24 protein-coding genes are annotated in these 22284 nt (G+C 53.0%); 15 read left to right on the forward strand and 9 right to left on the reverse strand.

Annotated features, from left to right (window positions below):
* The first annotated feature begins 21 nt into the window (after positions 1 to 21).
* Positions 22 to 1446, forward strand: coding sequence for an HDOD domain-containing protein (locus WKR14_RS07395; protein ID WP_339087736.1), 1425 nt, complete (start codon positions 22 to 24; stop codon positions 1444 to 1446).
* Here the strand turns inward: WKR14_RS07395 and WKR14_RS07400 are convergent.
* From WKR14_RS07400 to WKR14_RS07415, 4 genes are all read right to left on the reverse strand, one after another.
* Positions 1426 to 1986, reverse strand: a complete 561-nt coding sequence (locus WKR14_RS07400) for a nuclear transport factor 2 family protein (RefSeq protein WP_335923186.1) — start codon at positions 1984 to 1986, stop codon at positions 1426 to 1428. The genes WKR14_RS07395 and WKR14_RS07400 overlap by 21 nt on opposite strands.
* Before the next feature lie 112 nt (positions 1987 to 2098).
* A complete protein-coding gene (locus WKR14_RS07405) occupies positions 2099 to 2923 on the reverse strand; it encodes a zinc-dependent peptidase (RefSeq protein WP_101056222.1) in 825 nt (274 codons plus the stop codon).
* A 178-nt stretch (positions 2924 to 3101) separates the two neighbouring features.
* Complete coding sequence (locus WKR14_RS07410; RefSeq protein ID WP_101056221.1) at positions 3102 to 3506, reverse strand: CopG family transcriptional regulator; 405 nt, start codon at positions 3504 to 3506, stop codon at positions 3102 to 3104.
* Positions 3466 to 4209: an AAA family ATPase gene (locus tag WKR14_RS07415; protein ID WP_101056220.1), complete on the reverse strand. Its 744-nt coding sequence runs from the start codon at positions 4207 to 4209 to the stop codon at positions 3466 to 3468. Before WKR14_RS07415 ends, WKR14_RS07410 begins: the two co-directional genes overlap by 41 nt.
* A gap of 666 nt (positions 4210 to 4875) precedes the next feature.
* Between WKR14_RS07415 and WKR14_RS07420 the strand changes: the two genes are divergently transcribed.
* A complete protein-coding gene (locus WKR14_RS07420) occupies positions 4876 to 5355 on the forward strand; it encodes a GNAT family N-acetyltransferase (protein WP_101056219.1) in 480 nt (159 codons plus the stop codon).
* Positions 5356 to 5590: 235 nt separating this feature from the next.
* On the opposite strand, the gene WKR14_RS07425 is transcribed toward WKR14_RS07420, so the two are convergent.
* The gene (locus tag WKR14_RS07425; RefSeq protein WP_229839789.1) at positions 5591 to 5725 is read right to left on the reverse strand and encodes a MerR family DNA-binding transcriptional regulator; all 135 of its coding nucleotides are present in this window, start codon (positions 5723 to 5725) and stop codon (positions 5591 to 5593) included.
* A gap of 121 nt (positions 5726 to 5846) precedes the next feature.
* Here WKR14_RS07425 and WKR14_RS07430 point away from each other — a divergent pair, with 121 nt between their 5' ends.
* The 4 genes from WKR14_RS07430 (at position 5847) to WKR14_RS07445 (ending at position 7621) form a co-directional block, all read left to right on the forward strand.
* A complete protein-coding gene (locus WKR14_RS07430; RefSeq protein WP_028779188.1) occupies positions 5847 to 6062 on the forward strand; it encodes a DUF3820 family protein in 216 nt (71 codons plus the stop codon).
* A 93-nt stretch (positions 6063 to 6155) separates the two neighbouring features.
* On the forward strand, positions 6156 to 6455 hold the full coding sequence (locus tag WKR14_RS07435; protein ID WP_039035081.1) for a hypothetical protein: 300 nt from the start codon (positions 6156 to 6158) through the stop codon (positions 6453 to 6455).
* Positions 6456 to 6564: 109 nt separating this feature from the next.
* Complete coding sequence (locus WKR14_RS07440) at positions 6565 to 7104, forward strand: GNAT family N-acetyltransferase (RefSeq protein WP_224866739.1); 540 nt, start codon at positions 6565 to 6567, stop codon at positions 7102 to 7104.
* Between the two features lie 7 nt (positions 7105 to 7111).
* Positions 7112 to 7621 (forward strand): GNAT family N-acetyltransferase, encoded by a 510-nt coding sequence (locus tag WKR14_RS07445; RefSeq protein ID WP_339087573.1) that lies wholly within the window; start codon positions 7112 to 7114, stop codon positions 7619 to 7621.
* A 75-nt stretch (positions 7622 to 7696) separates the two neighbouring features.
* On the opposite strand, the gene WKR14_RS07450 is transcribed toward WKR14_RS07445, so the two are convergent.
* Both WKR14_RS07450 and WKR14_RS07455 read right to left on the reverse strand, forming a co-directional pair.
* A complete protein-coding gene (locus WKR14_RS07450; protein ID WP_339087574.1) occupies positions 7697 to 8389 on the reverse strand; it encodes a pirin family protein in 693 nt (230 codons plus the stop codon).
* A gap of 124 nt (positions 8390 to 8513) precedes the next feature.
* On the reverse strand, positions 8514 to 8957 hold the full coding sequence (locus tag WKR14_RS07455) for a DoxX family protein (protein ID WP_165564854.1): 444 nt from the start codon (positions 8955 to 8957) through the stop codon (positions 8514 to 8516).
* A gap of 138 nt (positions 8958 to 9095) precedes the next feature.
* Between WKR14_RS07455 and WKR14_RS07460 the strand changes: the two genes are divergently transcribed.
* Positions 9096 to 9989 carry a LysR family transcriptional regulator gene (locus WKR14_RS07460; protein ID WP_101095786.1) on the forward strand — a complete coding sequence of 298 codons (894 nt, stop codon included), beginning with the start codon at positions 9096 to 9098 and terminating at the stop codon, positions 9987 to 9989.
* A 159-nt stretch (positions 9990 to 10148) separates the two neighbouring features.
* On the opposite strand, the gene WKR14_RS07465 is transcribed toward WKR14_RS07460, so the two are convergent.
* A complete protein-coding gene (locus tag WKR14_RS07465; protein ID WP_339087576.1) occupies positions 10149 to 11894 on the reverse strand; it encodes a bifunctional metallophosphatase/5'-nucleotidase in 1746 nt (581 codons plus the stop codon).
* Between the two features lie 170 nt (positions 11895 to 12064).
* Positions 12065 to 13141, reverse strand: a complete 1077-nt coding sequence (locus tag WKR14_RS07470) for a CNNM domain-containing protein (protein WP_039035077.1) — start codon at positions 13139 to 13141, stop codon at positions 12065 to 12067.
* Positions 13142 to 13343: 202 nt separating this feature from the next.
* Between WKR14_RS07470 and WKR14_RS07475 the strand changes: the two genes are divergently transcribed.
* The 8 genes from WKR14_RS07475 (at position 13344) to der (ending at position 22154) form a co-directional block, all read left to right on the forward strand.
* On the forward strand, positions 13344 to 14465 hold the full coding sequence (locus tag WKR14_RS07475; protein WP_039035076.1) for a bifunctional tRNA (adenosine(37)-C2)-methyltransferase TrmG/ribosomal RNA large subunit methyltransferase RlmN: 1122 nt from the start codon (positions 13344 to 13346) through the stop codon (positions 14463 to 14465).
* A 32-nt stretch (positions 14466 to 14497) separates the two neighbouring features.
* Positions 14498 to 15283 carry a type IV pilus biogenesis/stability protein PilW gene (gene pilW / locus WKR14_RS07480; RefSeq protein ID WP_039035075.1) on the forward strand — a complete coding sequence of 262 codons (786 nt, stop codon included), beginning with the start codon at positions 14498 to 14500 and terminating at the stop codon, positions 15281 to 15283.
* On the forward strand, positions 15283 to 16200 hold the full coding sequence (locus tag WKR14_RS07485; protein ID WP_101095784.1) for a RodZ domain-containing protein: 918 nt from the start codon (positions 15283 to 15285) through the stop codon (positions 16198 to 16200). The genes pilW and WKR14_RS07485 overlap by 1 nt, the downstream gene beginning before the upstream one ends.
* A gap of 63 nt (positions 16201 to 16263) precedes the next feature.
* Positions 16264 to 17376: a flavodoxin-dependent (E)-4-hydroxy-3-methylbut-2-enyl-diphosphate synthase gene (ispG, locus tag WKR14_RS07490; RefSeq protein ID WP_215773123.1), complete on the forward strand. Its 1113-nt coding sequence runs from the start codon at positions 16264 to 16266 to the stop codon at positions 17374 to 17376.
* Between the two features lie 118 nt (positions 17377 to 17494).
* Complete coding sequence (gene hisS / locus WKR14_RS07495; RefSeq protein WP_025009765.1) at positions 17495 to 18772, forward strand: histidine--tRNA ligase; 1278 nt, start codon at positions 17495 to 17497, stop codon at positions 18770 to 18772.
* Positions 18773 to 18790: 18 nt separating this feature from the next.
* Positions 18791 to 19411: a YfgM family protein gene (locus tag WKR14_RS07500; RefSeq protein ID WP_039035071.1), complete on the forward strand. Its 621-nt coding sequence runs from the start codon at positions 18791 to 18793 to the stop codon at positions 19409 to 19411.
* A 9-nt stretch (positions 19412 to 19420) separates the two neighbouring features.
* Positions 19421 to 20608: an outer membrane protein assembly factor BamB gene (gene bamB / locus WKR14_RS07505; RefSeq protein ID WP_339087579.1), complete on the forward strand. Its 1188-nt coding sequence runs from the start codon at positions 19421 to 19423 to the stop codon at positions 20606 to 20608.
* A gap of 79 nt (positions 20609 to 20687) precedes the next feature.
* On the forward strand, positions 20688 to 22154 hold the full coding sequence (gene der / locus WKR14_RS07510) for a ribosome biogenesis GTPase Der (RefSeq protein WP_101056206.1): 1467 nt from the start codon (positions 20688 to 20690) through the stop codon (positions 22152 to 22154).
* Positions 22155 to 22284 lie beyond the last annotated feature (130 nt).

Consider the following 22284-nt stretch of genomic DNA (forward strand, 5'->3'; position numbering starts at 1 on the left):
TTGAAATCAGCCAACAAGGGGATGGATTACTGGACCCGCAGGATCAGTGATCAGGAAATGCCCGCACTTTGCTCAACAATAAGGACGTTGGAAAAACTCGCCAAGGACGATGTGTCCTCCATGGCGATTCTGGGGCGCAGCATAATGCACGACAATGCGCTCACTTCCCGTATTTTGCGGGTGGCCAACAGTGCCATCTATAACAAGGGAATAAGCCCTGTCACTACGGTCAGCCGCGCTGCCGTGGTATTGGGGTTCGACACCATTCGCAATATTTGCATTACTGCCAAGCTCCTCTCCAGTTTGCTGGAAAGCAAAAATCTGACTCCCTCGGTTTATCAAAGGTTACTGAAGCTGATGGCCCTGGCGTTTCAGGCCGCCATGTTGGCCAAGATGATGCTCGATGGTTACGATGAGGAGTTGCAGGAAGAGGTGTTTATCGCCGCGCTGCTCTATCACTTGGGTGAGAGTGCCTTTTGGAGCACGGGAGCCGAGCTGGCCGAGGAGCTGGATTCAGCCCTCAGCGCCGAGAGCGATGCCGTAAATAGGCTCAATCTGGTGCGCGAGGCGCTCGGGGCTTCATTCAATCAGCTCAGCCAGGGGCTGGCCCGCAGTTGGGGCCTGGGTGAGCTCTTGTGCAAGTCGCTCAGCAATCCCGATGAACGCACGCCGGAAATTCGCAGTATTTTTCTGGCCAATAAACTCAGTGAAGCGCTGGCCGGAGCCGCACTCAAACCCGAGGAGCTGGAACGGCGCCTTAAACAAGCCGCCGATATGCTTAAGCTGGATACAGATGAGTTTCGTGGCCGGGTCCTTCGCTGCTCCAACGCTACTGTTAAGTTGGCCGAAGCCTATGGCGCCAAGGTGCTTATCGAGTATCTGCCGGACACAGATCTGTTGCTGCCGCAGGAGAGGGGGACTGAGGTTGTGGTGCGCGAGGCAAATCTTGCGTTCCAGCTTAAGAAACTCAGAGAGCTGACTGGCTTTGCCGTCGAGAAGACTGATTTCAATAAGGTAGTGACCACGGCATTGGAGGGAATACTTGAGGGTATTGGTCTTGACCGCTGCGTCGTGCTCTTGCTGTCACCGAGCAGGCGCATGTTGCAGCCGAGGGTCGCGCTTGGAGACGGCGCCGAGGAGATGAGAAATGACTTTGTTCTTGAACTGGAAGGCCGTGGTACTTTGCTGAAGGATTGCATCGAAAATCAGCGCCTTGTCTGGCAGGGCGAGGGCGCTGATCAAGCCGTGCTCGGTGAACAACTGGCGAGAAAAGTCCCCGCCAGTGGTTTTTTGCTGGCACCGTTACAGGTGGATAATAAGGTGATAGGCGTCTATTACGCTGACAGAGCCAGTTCTGGCCGGGATATTTATCCCGACGACTTTGATAGTTTTAGTCACTTTGTACAGCTGGCCAATATCTGTTTCTCAGTTGCCTTCAGGCACTGATTTATTTAGCTCGGCCGGCTGCTTTTTGCGATACAGCTTTATCTGATCGGTAATTCTGGGCGCCAGGGCGTTGGGAATCGGGAAACTCAGACTGTACTGCAGTATTTGCCAGCCTTGTTCAGTTTTGACAAGCGTGCCAGTGCCCCGTCCAAGCCCATAGGACTGGCTGTCCAGCAGTTCATCGAACACTATCACATCGCCGTGCTGCACCAAGCGGCGCGAGAAACTTTGGTAAGTCCAGCCCTTGGTGGCACGGGCATACTGCTCAAATTCAACCATATTCCAGTATTCACTGGCATCTGTACCAATAAACCCCGCATCGGGGCTGAAGAGGCTAAAGTAGCTGTCCCAGTCGGCATTGGCGGCACTTATGTGCAGCTTATCCAATACCGAAGCGGCCTGAGCTTGGTTTTCATTGGGTTGGCCGGTTTGCTCCTGGCCGTTTTGATTACCGGCTTGCGGGCTATTTGCCAAGGCTGAATGGCCGTAAATTGGTAGCAGCAGCGCTGTAGTCAGCAACAGAGGTTTAAGGTACAACATAATGTTTCCCATTATAATTTTTTTATTATCTGTCCCAGCTTAACCCAATTGGGTACAAGATGTGAGCCAAAGGAGTGGGGGAAGCGTACAATTGTGCAGTTGCAAGGGGGATCTACTGCCAATTCAGGGGATCGAGACGATAGAAGCGGCTCAGCTCCTGGTAAAGTTCTGGATAATCAGCTTTCATCTGTTGCGGTTGCTCAAAGAACACTTCGCTTATTACGGCAAAGAATTCGGCCGGATTAGTGGCGCCGTAGTAACTGAATAGGCTCGGCTCACCACTGGCGGCCTGAGCCTGCAGTTTGGCAAACTCCTGCCCCAAAACCTGCGACCACACAGGGTAGGCGTTGAACTCACCGAGTCTGGGAGCGCCATTGGCATCACCTGCTTCCTGATCCAGTTGATGGGCAAACTCATGGATCACGACATTCCGGCCGTCTGCCGGATCGGCGGCGTCATCCAGAGTATTCTGCCAGGAAAGGACGACCTTCCCCTGACCCCAGGATTCTCCCGCCAATAACCTTTGGCTGTGCCATTCCAGGCCATTGGCATCCCGCTGCTGCTGGCGAACAATAAAGGCCGATGGGTACACCAGAATTTGTCTCAGGTTAGGGTAATAGTCGGTTTGGCGATTGAGCAACAAGAGACAGGCTTGCGCGGCTATGGTCACGCGGATTTCATCATCTATCTCCAACCCATCGCAACCGACAAACTGTTTTTCTGCCAGAAATACCTGGATGTGTTTCTTGAGCTGCAGTTGCAAGTCACTGGGCAGGGAACGGAAATAGGGCATACGTTTTTTCAGAATAGTGCGCCATTCCTTGGGAAAAGGCTTGGCGCGTATTTTGTTTCTGCGTCTGCGATCCCGCCAGGATTGGCTGAGGATCCAGCCTATGGCGCTGGCGCCGGCGGTAAGGGTGATTAGAATGGCCAGCATGATCCGGCTCCATGGCTAAAGCGTCTAATCCGATCTGTGGGGGCTCAGTGGGAATAACTCAAGCTCGGCGCATGAAAAACAAGCAAAAAAAAGCTGACAGCAAAGAGGTTGAAACCTGTTATCGGCTGTCAGCAAAGGGTGGGAGTGTCAAACAGTCCACGCAGTTCAAGGGAAAGAGTTAGTCCGGCATAAACTTCTGCTCCAACTCGCGGCGCTCTCGCGGCGCCAGGCTGTGATGATGCTTGATAAGCAAACGTATCAGGCGTGACTTGGCAATATCACAGTCGCTGGCCATTTCGGCCAGGTGACTGATGGCCGCTTCACTCAGGGTAAAAGTCGCCTTGCGAAAAGGTTCGTGGCGGCGTTTGGGTATCAGCTTTTGCTGAGTCGCTTCCTGATTGGTGGAAGCTGCATTGGAATACCGCTGTTCAACCGGCATAGTGGCCGCCGCTTGCTGTGTTTGTCCCATGGCGTAATAGATGGCGCCGTCGATAAACTCATCGAGGGATTGCATGGCCAACATACGCTTACGGGCATCGGCCTCAGATGGCGTAACGTTTTTCTTCAGATCGGCCAGTCCCATACTGAGTCCTCATGCTGTTGAGTTGGTTGGTCATCAGACGGCTGCGGATCTCAGTGGCATTCTGTGCCTGCAGCATTTCGCAGGCGATGGCACGGATCTCGCTGGCGGCCTTACCCTTGGGGTCGAATTCGATTACCGAACGGCCGGACTCTTCACTGTCGTCATAGATGTTACGGCTGTAGGTGATAGCATCCAGTACATTGATATCGTAGGTTTTACAGACTTCCTTGGCCTCGAGAATACGGCTGGCCTGATTGGGTAGGTTAGGACATTGGGTGATAACAAAAGAGGCGCGCATTTTGGGGTTTATCATCATGCAGGTGGCGACTATATCATCCATATGGCTAACCGTCTTGAGATCGCGGCGCTTGGGCCTGAGGGGCATAAGTACATGGGAGGCCACTGACATGGTGGCACGCAGCGCCAGGTTGTCCTGACCACCGCAATCGACTATCACATAGTCATAATGTTGCTCCAGGCTCAGCAGATCGTTGCGAATTTTGCCATAGAGTTGAACACAGTTGATCCCGGCTAGCTTGCTGTCGTTGTTGCGGGCCTGGATCCAGTCCGAGGTGGTTCGCTGAGGGTCGCAATCCACCATGATCACCGATGCGCCACATTCCACAGTGAGAAAAACGGCAATGTTTTGTGCCAGGCAGCTCTTGCCGCTGCCCCCCTTTTCACCGCCAACGAGTATGATCATTGTCTTGCCCTCTGAAAGCTTGCTTCTTAAGTTATTTGCTCTTTCCCTGATGGCTTACAACTTTCCTTTGTTCGGGAGTGTTCCCAACTTGATGTTTACCGTGTCGTTGCTTTAAGGCTCTCCAAGGCTGTCGCTGACGGAGGTGAACAGTGAACGGTAAAACAAATGTAAAAGTTAAATTGTTTTTGGTCAACTTGATGATTTTTATTGATTTTTATTGATTTTGCCGCGTCATGTTTTTGGCGTTGCCCCTTGGGTTGTCGTAATAATGGCGGTGCTATCTATGAGTAAGGGAGCCGGAGAAATTATCAATAAAATTATATCGTTAAAGAAATGTTGCCGCGTCATTTATTTGTTAAAACTGAACTGTGCCCGGAACCGAACCACCAGAGTCTCTTTTATGACGTCGCCAATACTATATATAGGAATTAAAAGTTTTTTTTTAGATTTAAAAGATATAAATAAATGTGATCTTTGTCGATTGGGCTGTTAATCAAACGCTTGGGGTGTCTATGGGCCGAGCAGGGAGTAGTCTTTTATTACTTTATGCCGCTCGGTGAGCTTAGCAACTGTCATTTCTTTGCCACAGAACTCTGCCATGTTGGGATACTCCCCAGACTTTTATCTGGACGTTCCAACCATCTGCATTTATGCAAGGAGGCATTTATGGGCCAAGTACTCAACCAGACCAGTCGCTTTGAAGTTGCAGAGTGTTGTCTGGCAATCCATGAACTCTTGTTGCTTAGAGACAGGGCTGGCCTGCCTGTGCATGGCTTGGACGACAGTTGTTTGCCTGCCAAGCCGCTGCTGTCCTTATGTATCAGGGAAAGCTCCGGTGGGGAAAATTTGCAGGAGGGACAACTGGTGGCGCTGGCTTTGGTGCGAAGTGGCTCAGCAGCTGGATCCTGTCGGGAGCCGGGACACTATCTGCTACAGGATTTTCTGGTGTTGCCTGAGTTTCGCCATCTTGGACTCGACAGCTTTTTGTTGGAGACAGTCATTGAGCGATTATCGCTTCTGGGCTCGCCTAAATGGCAACTGATGCTGGAAGTGCTTCCGGGGGACGAAGTCCTGGCGCAGCGCCTGGGGTTCAAGCCAGGCGGCCACAGTGTGCCGGGAAATCTTTGGCTGAGAAGCGTAGGTTGAATTGAAAGCCTGCCTCTCTGTTTGGGACCAGGCTAACGCTGCGTTGGTTGAGTTATCAAGTCGGCAGTTATTTGTGCAGTGGGTCGCCTATACTTTGCTGAATTTCCCCCAGAAAAAGGTTGGCGATTTCTCTTGCTGCCCCCAGGCCCTGTTCAGCAGATATGCGCCTTGAGGCGCTCCTGATGTCAGCGGAATATCTATAAAGGTCTGATTTAGCCTCCATTTGCATCGGCTATCATTTTGCCCTCGGGAGGATAGCTGCGATAACCATTGGCTTTACGTTGACGGTTTTCAGCAGCCCCATACTTTCATAGAAGCGGATCTGCGAGGGTGCCAGGCCGGTTTTCTGAGCCAGTTCACCAATTTTCATCTTTGTTCGTTCAAACTTGATTAATACTGCTTTCCGGATGAGCAATGCAGATTGGCAGGCTTTCCACTCAAGTTTACTTTTCCGGAGTATACTGGCAACTTTAGCCTGAAACGGAGAGAAGATGCAGCCGGAACAGCAGTTGTTGGAAGCGATTAATCAGACCATGCCTTTTGGCAAGTACGCCGGACGCAAGTTATTGGAGCTTCCCGAGCCTTATCTGGTGTGGTTTCACTCCAAGGGGTTCCCTGAGGGCAAACTTGGGCAGCAATTGGCGCTTATCTATGAGGTGAAGCTCAATGGTCTTGAGTCTATGCTGCGGCCCTTGCTGCGTCCTTGAAGCTGTCAAAAGTGTGAACCCTATTAGCGATTTATGAAATAACACATGTTTTAATGGCGTAGTATTTCCAACGACAACAGGAAGCAACAGACAATGGCAAAATTGGCAAAGATCTTGGCGACCGCGGCTTTGGCTCTGGGTATATCTTCAGCCTGGGCACAAGGTGCGGTACATGAAGGCACAGTGGTCGACACCATGAACAGTGGCGGTTATACCTATGTGCAGATTAAAGAAGCCGATAAGACCTTTTGGGCGGCAGGCCCTCAGGTAGCTGTGGCCAAGGGTGATAAGGTGCAGGTTACCGAGCAGATGTGGATGAACAACTTCACCAGCAAGACCCTCAACCGGACTTTTGACAAGCTGATGTTTGTTGGTGAAATCGATAAGAAGTGATTTCATCCACTCTCTGTTAAAGTCGCGACTCTGTTCGCGGCTTTTTTTTATTTGCGCTTAAGGGCTTTGCCTGAGCACAAATGTCGGGCAAAATGCCTGCAATTCAACTGTGTTGGTACCAATTCTCATGTTGCGGGTAGAGGTTTACTCTCATTCTCGTCACAGGCACTTGGGGGAGCAGATAGCCAATCTGTACCACAGTGCCGTTACTGCCATAGATGATGCCCGCTATAGTGCGGCTCAGCGTCTGGCTTGGTCGGCGGCGCCGCGCTCAGGGCGATACTGGCAGCTAAGGCTCAAACGGGCTCAGGCCTGGGTGATGCTCAAGGGCTGTGAGCAAAGTCCTCTATGTGTGGGCTTTGTGTTGCTGGAGACCACCTTCCGTGAGCGAGGTTACATAGCCTGCCTTTATGTGGCACCCGATAGCCAGCGTCAGGGTGTTGCATCATCCTTGATTGAAGCCGCCAAGAAGTGGGCACTTACCCAAGGCTATCATCACCTGACAACAGATGCTTCGGCGCTGTCCAAACCTGTGTTTGAACGCGCCGGGTTTCGTTTGCGTCACAAGAGCTACCAGGAAAAATCCGGTCAAATGTTCGGCAGCTACTTTATGAAGCTGATACTGCCGCCTTTGGAGCACGAAAGCTAAGCCGCCTATGATTTCACCAACGCCCATTCAAGCCGAGCACGGCTTTATTGTTCGCCAAGGTCGCCCCGAGGACAGCGCGGCCATCGCCGAGCTGTTTCATCTGGTGGTAAACGCCAGTACTGAGCAATACAGCCAGGCGCAATGCCAAGCTTGGTCGCCTGCACAGCGCAGCGAAGATGAGTGGCGGAATCGTTTGCAGGGGACGGCGCTCTGGGTTGCCGAAGATGGTCGCAATTTGCTCGGATTTATTAACCTAAAGCCTTTGAATGTGCCGGGTGAAGCCGAGATAGACTGCCTTTTTACTCACCCCAAGGCCCAGCGCCGGGGGATTGCCGCCGAGCTCTACCGGCAGCTATTGAGATACGCCGTCGATTCCGGGGTGCAGTGTTTGAGGGTAGAGGCTTCTTTCTATGCCAAAGCGTTTTTCGGCAAGCAGGGCTTTACAACCTTGAAGCGCAATCAGCATCAACGTCACGGGGAAGTGCTGACCAATTTCAGTATGCAGCTGCCGTTATAACCCAAGCCGCCCTGGAAAATCACCCAAGTGAAGTACCAAGGCGGCCTATGGACAAACGCCAAGAAATGCTGCTTGTTATGGCAAATCAAACACCAGGGCTACGGCACGCTTGTTGCTGGCCTTAATGGCAAACTCCTCAAGTTCGTTGATGTGAATGCCATCGCCACTTTGCAGGGTTTCACCCGCCAATTGCAGCTCTCCTTCCACCACTTGAGCATAAAAGTTACGTCCCTTTGCCAGCTTGAAGCTTGTCTGCTCGGCAGCGGTCAGCTCCAGGCGGTAGACGCTGGCGTCCTGTTTGATGGACAGGGTGCCATCGCGGCCATCGGGAGTGACGACCGGGGTCAGGGCCGAACTCTGGGCAAAGGCTTTTTGCTGATAACCCGGGGTGCCACCCTGGCTGCTCGGTTGGATCCAGATCTGCAAGAAATGCAGTGGTTCAGTTGCCGAGGCATTGTACTCACTGTGATAGATCCCCGACCCGGCAGACATAAGTTGGAACTCACCGGCCGGCAGGGTTTTCACATGACCAAAGCTGTCTTTATGGGCTATGGTGCCGGAAATCACATAGCTGATGATCTCCATATCCTTGTGGCCGTGGGTATCAAAACCGGCGCTTGGTGCGACTCTGTCATCATTGATGACCCTCAGGGCCGAGACCCCCATAAACCTTGGATCGTAATAGTTGCCGAATGAAAAACTGTGTTGGCTCCTGAGCCAGCCGAAGTCGGCCCGGCCGCGCTCATCGGCATGACGTACATAAATCATAATTCAGTTCTCCTGCTGGGAAGGTGCAGACAAGTCTTTTATGTGCTCTTCACAGACTTACAGGTCAAGATGCAAGGCCTGTAAGCAGTGAATGGCTTAAAGCAAGATGTGTGCTTCACAAGAATTAATGTGTCTTGCTGGCAATCATGTTGTCGACGGACAGTTTACCGGCGCCGGAAATCGCCAGGGATACAGTGGCGGCCAGCAATGCCAGACCAAACTCGTAACCGTTGTTGGACATAAACAAACCGTTGTCCAGGTGCACTGTGACTATCGCCATCAGCATGGTGAAGGCCAACACCGCGGAAGTGGGGCGAATCAGCAAACCTGTGATAAGCAGCAGACCGCCGAAAAACTCACTGGAACCGGCCATCAGCGCCATCAAATATCCGGGAGTCAGGCCGATAGAGGTCATCCATTGTCCAGTGCCTTCCAGGCCGTAACCGCCGAACCAGCCAAAGAGCTTCTGGGCGCCGTGAGCCATAAAAGTGATACCTATAGGCAGGCGCAGCGCCAGAGGCGCGAAACCGGCATCGGTGCGGAGCAGTTTTATTATCAGGTGTTTCATAATGGTGTCCTCAATGAATTTGAATAGGGTGGATAGGCTTTCCTGTCCAGTTACTGTGCAGTTTATTCTTGACCTTTGCGGCTGAAAATCGGAACATTTTGACATTGAACTTCAAAAAAATTGAACATAGGTTTTGTCATGCACTCTGTCATTAGCCTGGATGCGCTTAAAGTATTGGATGCTATAGATAGAAAAGGCAGTTTCTCGGCAGCGGCCGAGGCGCTTTTCAAGGTGCCATCTGCCTTGACCTATCAGGTTCAAAAGCTGGAGAGTGAGCTGGGAAGCAGATTATTTGAACGTAAGGGCACTCGGGCTCAACTTACCGAAGTGGGACGTTTGGTGTTGACCCAGGGGCGGGAGATCCTGGCGGCCACCGCCCGGCTTGAGGATGCCGTGAGGCAATTGGAAACCGGTTGGGAGGCGCAACTGACCCTGGCGCTGGATACGGTTTTGCCGCAGGCACCGCTGCTTTCACTAATTAAAGAATTCACTGAGCTGGGTAAACAGCTCACCGTCAGCGTGACCCATGAGGCCCTTGGCGGCGGCTGGGATGCGCTTTATTCCAACCGCGCCGATATCGCCATAGGCGTCACAGGTGAATTGCCAAGAGGTCAGTATGAACTGCAAAAGCTTGGTGAGCTGGAGTTTGTGTTTGTTGTGGCGCCTGAGCATCCCTTGGCGCAATTTGACACTGAGATAGCTTCTGAAGCCTTGTTGCAATTTCCATCTATCATAGTGGCAGATACCTCGCGCTCCTTGAGTCAGCGCTCCTGTGGGGTGTTTGACAGTCGTCAGCTTATCCGGGTGTCGTCGATGGAAGCCAAGATCACCGCACAGAAGATGGGAATAGGGGTGGGTTTTCTGCCTGTGCATTTGATCCGGGATGCGTTGGCCAAAGGTGAGTTGGTGCAGCGTGAAGTGGCCTTGCCCAGGCCTTCGCTGCCCATCTATATGGCCTGGCGAAAAGGGGAGATGGGAAAGGCGCTTGGCTGGTTTGCCGAGCGCCTGCAAGGCAGTGACTTTGGTTTATGAAGCGGTTGGTTTATGGAACCATAGGTTTATGAAGGCGGTAGGTTTATAAAGCAGTTTATAAAATGGCTTACAACCAGGGTTTAGGAGCAGAGCTTATGGCCTTGAATGGTTGCTTTGCCCGCACAGGGGCGAGGGATAACCGCGCTCAATGTGGCAGGCTTATTCGCCGGCTGCTTCGGCTCTGTGGCTGGTATAGTGCACATGGGGCAATAGCAACTCATCCAGTTTGGGAGCCTTTTTCAGGAAGTTGATGAAGGCGCCCGGCAATGTCAGTGATGGCATGGACTCCTGCCAGCGGGCTTGCAGCAGAGGCTCATAGCCTTCTTTCCCGGCCGTGGTGTAGCAGGTGGACACCCCGACATAATGCTGCTCTGGTGCCAGCGCTTGCCACAGGCCATTTGCCCGCAACAGCTCCAGCCGGAATAGTCTTTCTCCCTGCTGTCTGCGGCCATCATAGAAATATCTCAGCCCATAGGTATAGGGAAAACTGCCGGCGCCGGTACCTCGCACACCGTTGTTGGTGGCGGCGTTGATGGCCGACTCCAGTGCCTGGTAGAGGTGTTCCCCGGCGATTTCATATTTAACCAGCGGCAATTCAAACGGCAACAGGCGCCCGAGCACATCGGCTTTGGTCAGTTGTCCTTGGGGCACAGATTGACGCACGCCGCCGGCGTTATGCAGCGCAAAGTCTACTCTTTGGTCTTTGGCTCTGGACTCCAGAAACATACTGCGGCTGACCCAGGGGGCTATTTCACTGCCGTGGGGCAGGGTGCGGCTTGGCAGACGGGTATGCACCAGAGGTTTGGATACCAGGGCAAGCACCTGATTTTCCATGCAGCTTATCGCCGGGCGGAACTCGTTGGCTATCACTTGCTCCATGGCTTCATCGTTATCATCCCAGTGAATACCTGGGTGTTGCTCCAAGATCGCCTTGGCGGCTTGATAGTCGGCTTCGGTGGCCGCCTGGGGGCCGCTCAGCAGAAACTGACGGTCCAGCATAAAGATGTTACTGCCTTCGAGTCGGGTCACCCGGCCCGCGTCATCGAACTGAATGTCGGCGAGCCCCAGGGTTTCGGCATGTTTACCGGCATGGAGGATAGGCACGCCGTTGACGCTTTCACCATAGGGCAGGCATGGCAGGCCAAAACCGCGGAAATCACCCATCAGGGTATGGGTGTGGCCGCCGACGATCAGGCTGATCCCAGGGATGGTTTCGGCCAGTAATCTGTCTTGATCCAACCCTAAGTGACTGAGCACTATGATATGCACTATGCCTTTGGCTCTGAGGGCTTCAACAGTCTTCCTGGTAGTGACAAATGCATCGGTAAATTCGGTATCGGGATCCGGCCTGGCGATGGCTTTCATTTGATCCAGAGTAATACCAACTATCGCCAGCTGCTTGTCGTGGAAAGGTTTTATCAGGCAGCGGCCGATGCCTGAGGTAGTATCCAGATCATAGAGGTTGTCCAGCCCTCGAAGACGCCCGGGCTTATCTTCAGCTTCGCCGCTGAGATCCATATTGGCCGCTAGCACAGGGAAGCCGACCTCTTTGATAAAACCGGCCAGCAGAGCGTTGCCATCGTCAATATCATGGTTGCCTATGACCATGGCATCGGGTGCCAACATCTTTAGCAGTTTGGCGTTGGCCCGGCCTTTGAACTGGCTGTAATACAAGGTGCCCTGGAAACAATCGCCGCCGTGGAGCAGGATAAAAGGCTGGTTTTGTGCTTGGGCAGCGTCTCTTGCGGCCTTGACCTGAGCCGAGATCCGAGCGTAGCCACCACTGTGGCTGTGAAGATCAAACTCGCGTCCCTGAGAGTCAATCTTGAACTGAACCCGGCTGGGATCCAAGTGTGAGTGGGTATCGTTGAGATGGGCAAGTCTTAAAACATAATCTGTGTGCATATCATCCTCATTCTGCGAGCGGGGATTGTACACCTCCAGAGGCAGATGAAAAAGGGGGAGCTCAAGCTCCCCCAAAATGATGACTGTATTGATGGGTGGGTCGTTAGCCTGTCACACTATCTCCCACTAGGATGACATTTGTGTTAAAGCGCTGAATTAATAATCTGCAATCAGAGCCCTTGGGAGTCAGTGACCGGCTCTCTGTCATCCGAGAGGCGGATCCCTTTGTCTTTCATGCGACGTTTCCAAAGTCGCCTTGCCAGTTGCTGCATGTCGGTGGCCGGGTCGTTAATATCGACAATCTCCAGCCCCAGCAAGGATTCGATTATGTCTTCCAGTGTCACCAGCCCCTGACCGCTGCCGTACTCGTCAACCACCATGGCTATCTGAGCGTTGCGTTTGATCATCAGTTCAAACAGCGGCAGGATGCGGGCGGTTTCCGGCACTATCACCAAATTGCGCTTGAGGTTCCCTAGGGGCGCATCTGGGTTATCCCGTTCACTCAGCAGCACATCGGTACGATTGACATAACCTATAATGTCGTCGTGATCCTTGTCGAAAATAGGCACCCGGGTGAAAGGCTTATTGATATGCTGGCTGACAAATTCATGTTGAGTCAGGGCGGCCGGCAGAGTGAACATCACGGTTCTTGGAGTCATGATGGCGGTAACCGGCATCTCCTTGACGCTCAGCATCTGAGTCAGAATTTTGCTTTCCTGTTCATCCAGTTCACCGGATTCATGGCCTATTTTGGCCATGGCGCTCATTTCCTGACGGATATACTGGCCAGAGTCACCTTTGCCGAGCAAACGGGTAACCTTATTGGACATCCAGATAAGCGGCAGGGTGATGCGTTCCATCCACACCAGGGCAACAGACACACTGGGGGCCATGGCTCGCCAGTAGTTGGCACCTATGGTTTTGGGGATGATTTCGGAAAAGAATAGAATGAGGAAGGTCAGTACCCCGGAGAATACCCCCAACATCTCATCGCCAAACACTTTGGCGGCCTGGGCACCGGCCACGGCCGCACCTACGGTATGGGCTATGGTGTTGAGTGTCAAAATGGCGACCAGAGGAGATTCGACATTGTCTTTCTGTTTTTGAAGACGTTCGGCAGCGTCCGGGTTGGACTGGCGCTGCGACGCGATATAGCTGGGCGTTACCGAAAGCAGCACGGCTTCAAACACACTACAGAGAAAAGAGACGCCGATGGCGACCAATACAATAACGATAAGCGTTAGCATAAGGGGGGAATTATCACTCCGATGCAAAGGCCAACATTAGCCCAGCGCTATTCTATCATAGAGCTTGTGAGCTGAAGCTTAATTTTATGCTCGGTAGAGCGAAAGTAGGGTATAAGGGGAACCGCTGAATTACTGGCTATAGTTGCGGCCTATCTGTATAATTCGCCGCCCTGCTGCAGGTTTTGGTGTTGAGGAAAGTCAAATGAGTGAAAAAAAGATCAATCTTTTGGATCTTGATCGTAAGGCAATGCGTGAGCTTTTCGTCGAGTTGGGCGATAAGCCGTTTCGTGCCGAACAGCTGATGAAGTGGTTGTATCACTTCGGGATCAGTGACTTTGACCAGATGACCAATATCAACAAACACCTGCGGGCCAAGTTGAAAGAGCGCTGTGAAGTGGTAGCGCCGGAGATCTCCAGCTATCAGAAGTCGGCCGATGGCACCATCAAGTTTGCCATTAATGTCGGCGAAGGTCAGGAAGTGGAAACTGTCTATATTCCGGAAGATGATAGGGCGACTCTGTGTATCTCATCCCAGGTGGGATGTGCGCTGGAATGTACTTTCTGCTCCACGGCTCAGCAGGGCTTTAACCGTAACCTGACAGTGTCTGAAATTGTCGGCCAGATCTGGCGGGTATCCCACTTCCTCGGTTTTCAGAAGGAAACCGGTGAGCGCCCGGTCACCAATGTGGTGATGATGGGCATGGGTGAGCCCTTGCTGAATCTGGCCAATGTGATTCCGGCGATGGATATCATGCTGGATGACTTTGGTTTTGCCCTGTCCAAACGGCGGGTAACGGTTTCGACATCCGGCGTTGTACCTGCGCTGGATAAGTTGGGCGACGCCCTCGATGTGGCGCTGGCGGTCAGTATCCATGCCCCCAATGACGAGCTGCGTAACGAGTTGGTGCCTATCAACAAGAAGTATCCGCTTAACGAATTTTTGGCCGCTATTCGTCGTTATATCGCCAAGTCCAACGCTAACCGTGGCCGGGTCACACTGGAATATGTGATGCTGGATCATATCAACGACAGCACAGAGCAGGCCCATGAGTTGGCCAAACTGATGAAGGATACTCCTTGCAAGGTCAACCTTATTCCGTTTAATCCTTATCCGGGATCTCCTTACGGGCGTTCTTCCAACTCCCGTATCGACAGGTTTGCCAAAGTGCTGATGGAATACGGTCTGACTGTAATAGTGCGTAAGACCCGCGGCGATGATATCGATGCCGCCTGTGGCCAGTTGGCCGGTGATATACGTGACAGAACCAAGCGTCTGGCGAAAAAACGCATGCAAGCCAATCAAATTTCGGTCACAATGGATTAACTCTTTGTTTGTCCAGATTTATAGGTTTGCCAATGAAGCACGGATTGCCAGGTTTAACGCTCGCGTTACTGCTAGGGGCCATGTTGCCCGGATGTGTAACCGAGCGAACTTATGCCGGCACGGACATTCCGGTCTCGCAACGCCAGTTTGATAAAATTGCCGCCGCCAAGGAACGGACGCAGCTAGGCCTGACCTATCTGCAAAAAGGTAACTCCCAACAAGCCAAATATAATCTAGACAGAGCCATGGAATACGCCCCTCACCTTGAGGATGTGCATATTGCCATGGCTTATTATTATCAAACCGTGGGTGAAGTGGTGAAGGCTGAGCAAGCTTATGAAGCCGCCATAGATACCCGCAATGCCAGCGGCGACTCGATGAACAACTTTGGGGTATTTCTCTGCCAGCAGCAGAAATATGCCAAGGCAGAGAAGATGTTCCTGATGGCAATCGACAACCCCAGATATACCCGCACCGCCTCCAGCTATGAAAACCTGGGTATTTGCAGTCGGGATGCCGGGGAAAGAGAAAAAGCGCGACACTATTTTGAGATGGCGCTAAAGTATGAGCCCAGAAGACAGGTCTCATTACTGGAACTGACAGAATTGGAGCTTGACGCCCATAACTACGCCGCGGCCAGAATGCAATTGGAACGCCTCCACCGAGTAGTTCCTGAAACCGCGGAAAGCTTGGCGTTGGGCATTCGCATTGAGCAAGGGTTAAATGATGACGCGGCCGCCAAGCGATATGGAATATTGCTGCAGGCCAAATTTCCGGCGTCTCCCCAGGCTAAACAATACCGGGCAAGTATGCACTGATGACAGAGTTGAATAACCAAGTCAACAAGGATGAAGACGAGAACCCAAAGGTTCCCGGGCAAGAGGATACGCTCGGGTCATTACTGAAAAGCGCACGCGAACAAAAAGGTATCACTGTAGAAGATGCGGCTACCAGGCTGCACTTGCGCCCCTGCATAGTGACCGATATTGAAGCAGACTGTTTCAGCAATATCGATTCCTCCACCTATGTCCGCGGCTACGTGAAGAACTATGCCCGCATATTGGGCGTGGATAAAGAAGCTATCAACAATTGCCTGGCACGGCAGGTCCCCAAGGTGACTGAGCCGGCGATGCAGAGCTTTTCGCGCAAGACCAGCCGTCAGGCTACCGACAGCCGTTTGATGCTGGTGACTTACCTTATCGGTTTTCTGCTGCTGGCCCTGCTGGTGGTGTGGTGGCTGCAAAAACCTTCTGTGGTTTCCGATGTCGATTTCTCCCAACCTACGGCAGAAGAGGTGCAGCAGGCCAGAGAGTTTGAATCGCGTCAGGCACAAATAGCAGAAACCGAACTTCCGCCTGAAACTTCAACCGAAACACCTACCGCTGAAGTAGAGAAGAGTCTTGTTGAGGATAACAATACTGATGAAGTCAACTCTGGTGTTGTTAACTCAGATGTCGATATGACCGAGCAACCGGTGGCAACAGAGGCAACGCAGGCTTCTGTCGGTATCGAGCTTGATGGCGACTGCTGGATTAAACTTACAGATGCCAACGGCAAAACTTTGATAGATGGCTTGAGATCGCCAGGACAAACCATCAGGGTACAAGGCAAGGCGCCTTTTAAACTGGTCTTGGGCGCACCGCAGACAGTGAGTCTGACGTTTAACGGCCAGGCTGTGAGCCTTGCCGATTTCCCCAGCGGCCGGGTAGCCAGACTGACCCTGCCACAGGCATAATAGCACCAAGCAGGATAATTGAAGTGGCGCACTCATGGCGCCGAGTCAACAGAGCAGAATACGATGTACAGTGAAAATCCCATAAAACGCCGTCCTTCCACCCGCATCTATGTCGGCAATGTTCCCATAGGTGATGGCGCTCCGATTGCCGTGCAATCCATGACCAATACCCGCACCACAGATATAGAAGCCACAGTAGCGCAAATCCGGGCGCTGGAAACTGTGGGCGCTGATATCGTACGGGTGTCTGTGCCTACCATGGATGCCGCCGAGGCGTTCAAGCTTATCAAGCAGCAGGTCAAGGTGCCGCTGGTGGCCGATATCCATTTCGACTACCGCATAGCGCTTAAAGTGGCGGAATACGGTGCCGACTGTCTGCGTATTAACCCAGGCAACATAGGCAATGAAGAACGTATTCGTGCCGTGGTTGAGTCTGCCCGTGACAAAAATATCCCAATCCGCATCGGGGTAAACGGCGGCAGTCTTGAAAAAGACTTGATGGACAAATACAAAGAGCCCATCCCGGAAGCCTTGCTGGAATCGGCAATGCGCCATGTGGATATTCTCGACAGGCTCAACTTCGACCAGTTCAAGGTCTCGGTGAAGGCATCGGACGTGTTCCTGGCCGTGGAGTCCTACCGTTTACTGGCGAAACAGATTAAACAGCCATTGCACCTTGGGATCACCGAAGCCGGTGGTGCCCGTGCCGGTGCCGTAAAATCGGCTGTGGGCCTGGGTATGCTGCTTGCAGAAGGCATAGGCGACACTTTGAGAGTGTCCCTGGCAGCCGATCCAGTAGAGGAGATCAAAGTTGGTTTCGATATCCTTAAGTCGCTGCGTATTCGCTCCCGCGGAATTAACTTTATTGCCTGTCCATCCTGTTCAAGACAAGAGTTTGACGTGATAGGCACGGTCAACGCCCTGGAGCAACGCCTGGAAGATGTGACCACTGCCATGGATGTCTCCATCATAGGCTGTGTGGTCAATGGCCCGGGGGAAGCCCTGGTGTCTCATATTGGCCTTACCGGCGGTAACCGCAAGAGCGGTTATTATGACGAAGGCGAGCGTCAGAAAGAGCGCTTCGACAATGACAATCTGGTCGATGCCCTTGAAGCCAAAATTCGCGCTAAGGCGCAAATGATGGAAAACCGTATTTCAGTCAAAGAAGCCGAATAATCCCTGATGACGTGAATGTGAACTGGCCAGCGCTGGCCAGTTTTACGTTTGCCGGTGAAGCGCCTATAATGGCTGGCATTTTTGAATTTTTAGCCCCAGAGCAAAACGAGTCGAGATAGTGGCAAAACAGATCCAAGCGATTCGCGGAATGAATGACATTCTGCCAACCCAAAGCCCCGTATGGCAAAAAGTGGAGGCGGTACTGCGCGCCTCGGTTGCCTCTTTCGGTTACAGTGAAATCCGCACACCTATCGTTGAGAACACAGACCTGTTCAAGCGTTCGATAGGGGAGGTGACAGATATTGTCGAGAAGGAGATGTACACCTTCGCCGATCGCAACGGTGACAGTCTCACCCTGCGTCCGGAAGGCACCGCCTCGACAGTTCGTGCCGGTAACGAACATGGCCTCTTGTACAACCAGGAGCAGCGTCTGTGGTATATGGGCCCCATGTTCCGCCACGAGCGGCCACAGAAAGGGCGCTATCGTCAGTTCCATCAGTTCGGGGTTGAAGTTTATGGCATCAAGAGCGCCGATATTGACGCCGAAGTGCTGATGTTGTCTGCCTCTTTGTGGCAGAAGCTTGGATTGACCGAACATGTTTCGCTCGAGCTGAACACTTTGGGTGACAGCGACGAGCGCGCCGCCTATCGTGAAGCGCTGGTGGCCTTCCTCGAGCAACATAAAGACAAGCTGGACGAAGACAGTCAGCGGCGCATGTACAGCAACCCACTGCGGGTACTGGACTCAAAAGATCAGCAGGTTCAGGCCTTGCTGGCCGATGCCCCGGCGCTGATGGATTACCTGGGTGAAGACTCCAAGGCACATTTTGCCCGCTTGTGTGAACTCCTGGAGGCCGTTGGTATCCAATACAGGGTTAACCCACGCTTGGTACGCGGATTGGATTACTACAACCGCACCGTATTTGAGTGGGTCACCGATAGTTTAGGCGCTCAGGGCACTGTGCTGGCCGGTGGTCGTTACGACGGTCTGGTGAGCCAGCTTGGCGGTAAAGAAACGCCGGCAGTGGGCTTTGCCATGGGGCTGGAACGGATTGTTCTGCTGCTGGAAACCCTGGAGCTGAACGCCGATGTTGCTGCCGAAGTGGATGTCTACGTGACCGCCATGGGCGATGACTGCGTAATTGAGGCGATGAAAATTGCCCAGGAACTGCGTGAGAAGCTGCCCAAGCTTAAGGTGATGAGTCACTGCGGGGGTGGCAACTTCAAGAAACAGATGAAAAGAGCCGATAAGAGCGGCGCGGGTTTTGCGCTGATTATCGGTGAGACCGAACTGGCCAATAACAAGGTGGCGGTGAAACCGCTGCGGGGTGATGGCGCTCAGCAGGATGTTGAACGCCAGGCCCTGGCCGACTATTTGGCAGAACTGATTAAATAATTTAGAGGGGAAGTGCGGGTGGAAATCTACAGCACAGAAGAACAACAAGTTGAGGCGATCAAGCAGTTCTGGAGAGACTATGGTGTTTCGATAGTCGCTGGTGCCGTAATAGGTCTGGGTGGCCTTTATGGCTGGAACTATTATTCCGATGTCAAAGTCGAACGTGCCGAAGCTGCCTCTCAGGCTTTTAACCAGGCCTTGATGCAAGGCGGTGATGAAGCCACAGTGATGGCTGCCGCTGCCGAATTTGACAAGCAGCACGCCCAGGCCGGTTACTCGGCGCTGATGCAACTGATTGTTGCCAAGAGCGCGGTAGAGGCCGGTGACCTGGCAAAAGCTGAAGCTGCCCTCAAAACCGTGATTGCCGCCAAGCCGGGTGATGCCCTGACAGCGGTTGCCACACTGCGTCTGGCACGAATTCAGGCTGAACAGGGCCAGGTTGCTACCGCTTTGACCACGCTTGAGCAGGTTAAAGATAGTGCCTTTGCTACCCAAAGAGATGAATTCAAAGGCGATCTGCTGTTGCGTCAAGGGGAAACCGACAAGGCGAGACTCGCTTACCAGGAAGCCGTTAAAAATGGCGGCGTGACAACCAGTCCGGCGCTGCAGATGAAACTCGATAACCTGAATCAGGCATAAGGAAGGCCAATGAAGTCGTGGTGTAAAACTCTTTTGGCCTGTGGCATGGCCATAGGCGCACTGACGGGTTGTGCTTCCAGCGATGTGGAAGAAGAACCTGTAAGCCCGCTGCTGGAGCTCAACGCCAGCGTATTCCCAGAGGTCAGTTGGAGTGCTTCGGTTGGCAGTGGTGTTGGCGATTATTACTCCCGCCTGCGTCCGGCAGTGCGCTACGGCAAAATTTTTGTTGCCGACCGCTATGGTGAAGTAACCGCCTTTGACGAGAGCAGCGGCGAGAAGGTCTGGAGCACAGACTTCAGTGAAGCATTCCGTGATGGTGCCCTGAAAAAGAACAAGGGCGCTCGTCTGGCATCCGGCGTGACCGCGGCCCGTAACAAGGTGTTTGTCGGTGGAGAGAGCGGCCTTTTGGCGGCGCTTGACGCTGAAACCGGTGAAGTGCTTTGGCACGCCGTAGCAGAAGGCGAACTATTGTCCTTGCCCGCAGTTGCCGAAGACATGGTGGTGGTCAACAGCAGCTCAGGCTCGCTGGATGCCTTCAATGTAGATACAGGTGAAAAGCTTTGGAGCTATGAAGCTTCCTTGCCAAACTTGACTCTGCGCGGCAGCAGTTCTCCTGCGTATGCTCAGGGTGGTTTCTTTGTTGGTACGGCCGATGGCAAGGTCGCAGTTATTATCAAAAACAATGGCCAGCCAGCTTGGGAGCAACCGATTTACACCCCTAAAGGCGGTAACGAATTCAGCCGTATGGCCGATGTCGATATGACGCCGCTGTTGTTGGGTGACAACCTGTACGCCGTGAGCTACAACGGTAACCTGGTGAGCATGGAAATGCGCAGTGGCCGTATTGTCTGGTCGCGCAAGTACTCCAGTTTCCACGAGCTGGACACTGCGGGCTTGAGTCTGTATTTGGTGGACGATCACAGCCGTGTATACTCAGTGGACAGACGTAACGGTCTGGAGCTTTGGAGTAACTCGGATCTGACCAACCGGGATCTGACCGCTCCGGCAGTATTCCAGGACTATGTGGTTGTGGGTGACTTTGAAGGTTATCTGCACTTTATCGATCGCAGCAACGGCCAAATTGTGGGTCGGGTGCAGATCGACAGCTCGGGCCTGTTCAGTCAACCTCTGGTGGTTGACGACAAAATCTATCTGCAAACCCGGGATGGCAAAATTGCCACAGTAACTCTGCCCTGATCCCAGGCTTTGATACTGCCAAGCCCCTGGGAGTGTGTTCCGGGGGCTTTTTATTGAGAAGTTTTAAAGAGGCAAAAAGATGATTCCTGTAGTGGCCCTGGTAGGGCGACCCAATGTCGGTAAGTCGACCCTGTTCAATCGTCTGACCCGCACCCGTGATGCACTGGTGGCGGATTATCCAGGCTTGACGCGGGATCGTAAATACGGTCGTGCCTATCTGTCAGGTTACGAATTCATCCTGGTGGATACCGGCGGTATTGACGGCACCGAAGAAGGCATAGAAACCAAGATGGCCGAGCAATCGCTGGCGGCTATCGAAGAGGCTGATGTAGTGCTGTTTTTGACCGATGCCCGCGCCGGTTTGACCGCGGCCGATCAGGCCATAGCCCAACATCTTCGCAGTCGGCAAAAGACCACCTTCGTGGTGGCCAACAAGATTGACGGTATCGATGCCGATTCCGCCTGCGCCGAATTCTGGGCCCTGGGCCTGGGTGAGGTGTATCAGATGGCGGCGGCTCACGGCCGCGGCGTTACCAATATGATTGAGTATGCGTTGGCTCCTTTTGCCGAGGCGATGGGGATTAATCCTGATGCGCCCGAGGAAGAGAAGGTTGACGAGCGTCAATACACAGAAGAGGAAGCCGAAGCCGAACAGGCCAGACTGCAGGACTTGCCTATCAAGCTGGCAATTATCGGCAAGCCCAATGTGGGCAAGTCGACCCTGACCAACCGCATCCTCGGTGAAGAGCGGGTAGTGGTTTATGATGAGCCGGGCACCACCCGCGACTCCGTCTATATTCCAATGCAGCGTGAAGGCCGCGAGTACGTCATCATAGACACTGCCGGGGTGCGTCGCCGCGCCAAGGTGCATGAAGTCGTTGAAAAGTTCTCAGTGATTAAAACCCTGAAAGCGGTTGAAGACGCCAACGTGGTGCTCTTGGTTATTGATGCCCGTGAAGGCATCGCCGAGCAGGACCTTGGTTTGCTCGGCTTTGCCCTCAACGCCGGCAGGGCGCTGGTGATTGCAGTCAACAAGTGGGACGGCATAGACAACGACGTCAAGGAAAGGGTCAAGAGTGAGCTGGACCGTCGTCTGGGCTTTATCGACTTTGCCCGCATCCACTTTATCTCGGCGCTGCATGGCACAGGCGTGGGTCATCTGTATGAGTCCATCGAAGAAGCTTACGACAGTGCTACCAGACGGGTATCCACTTCGCTGCTGACCAAGATCATGCAGATGGCGCAGGACGACCATCAGCCGCCTCTGGTCAATGGTCGTCGGGTCAAACTCAAGTATGCCCATGCTGGTGGTTACAACCCGCCAATCGTGGTAGTACACGGCAACCAGGTATCCAAGCTGCCGGACTCCTATAAGCGCTATATGATGAACTACTACCGCCGCTCGCTGAAGGTTGTGGGTACGCCCATCCAGCTGCGCTTCCAGGAAGGGGCCAACCCCTTTGAAGGCAAGGGGGAGAAACTGACCCTGAGCCAGGAAAGACGCCGCAAGCGGATGATGGCGCACATCAAGAACAAGAAAGCCTGATAGGATTTTCGCAAAACAAAGCCGGGTTTAACCCGGCTTTGTTGTTTCTGATGACCAATATTGCACTTTAATTCAGTGAGTTGTGTTTAATAAAGGGCCTGTGAACTGGAATAACATTTGCTAACGATTC

It is taken from the genome of Shewanella chilikensis (assembly GCF_037953065.1).
GTDB lineage: Bacteria > Pseudomonadota > Gammaproteobacteria > Enterobacterales > Shewanellaceae > Shewanella > Shewanella chilikensis.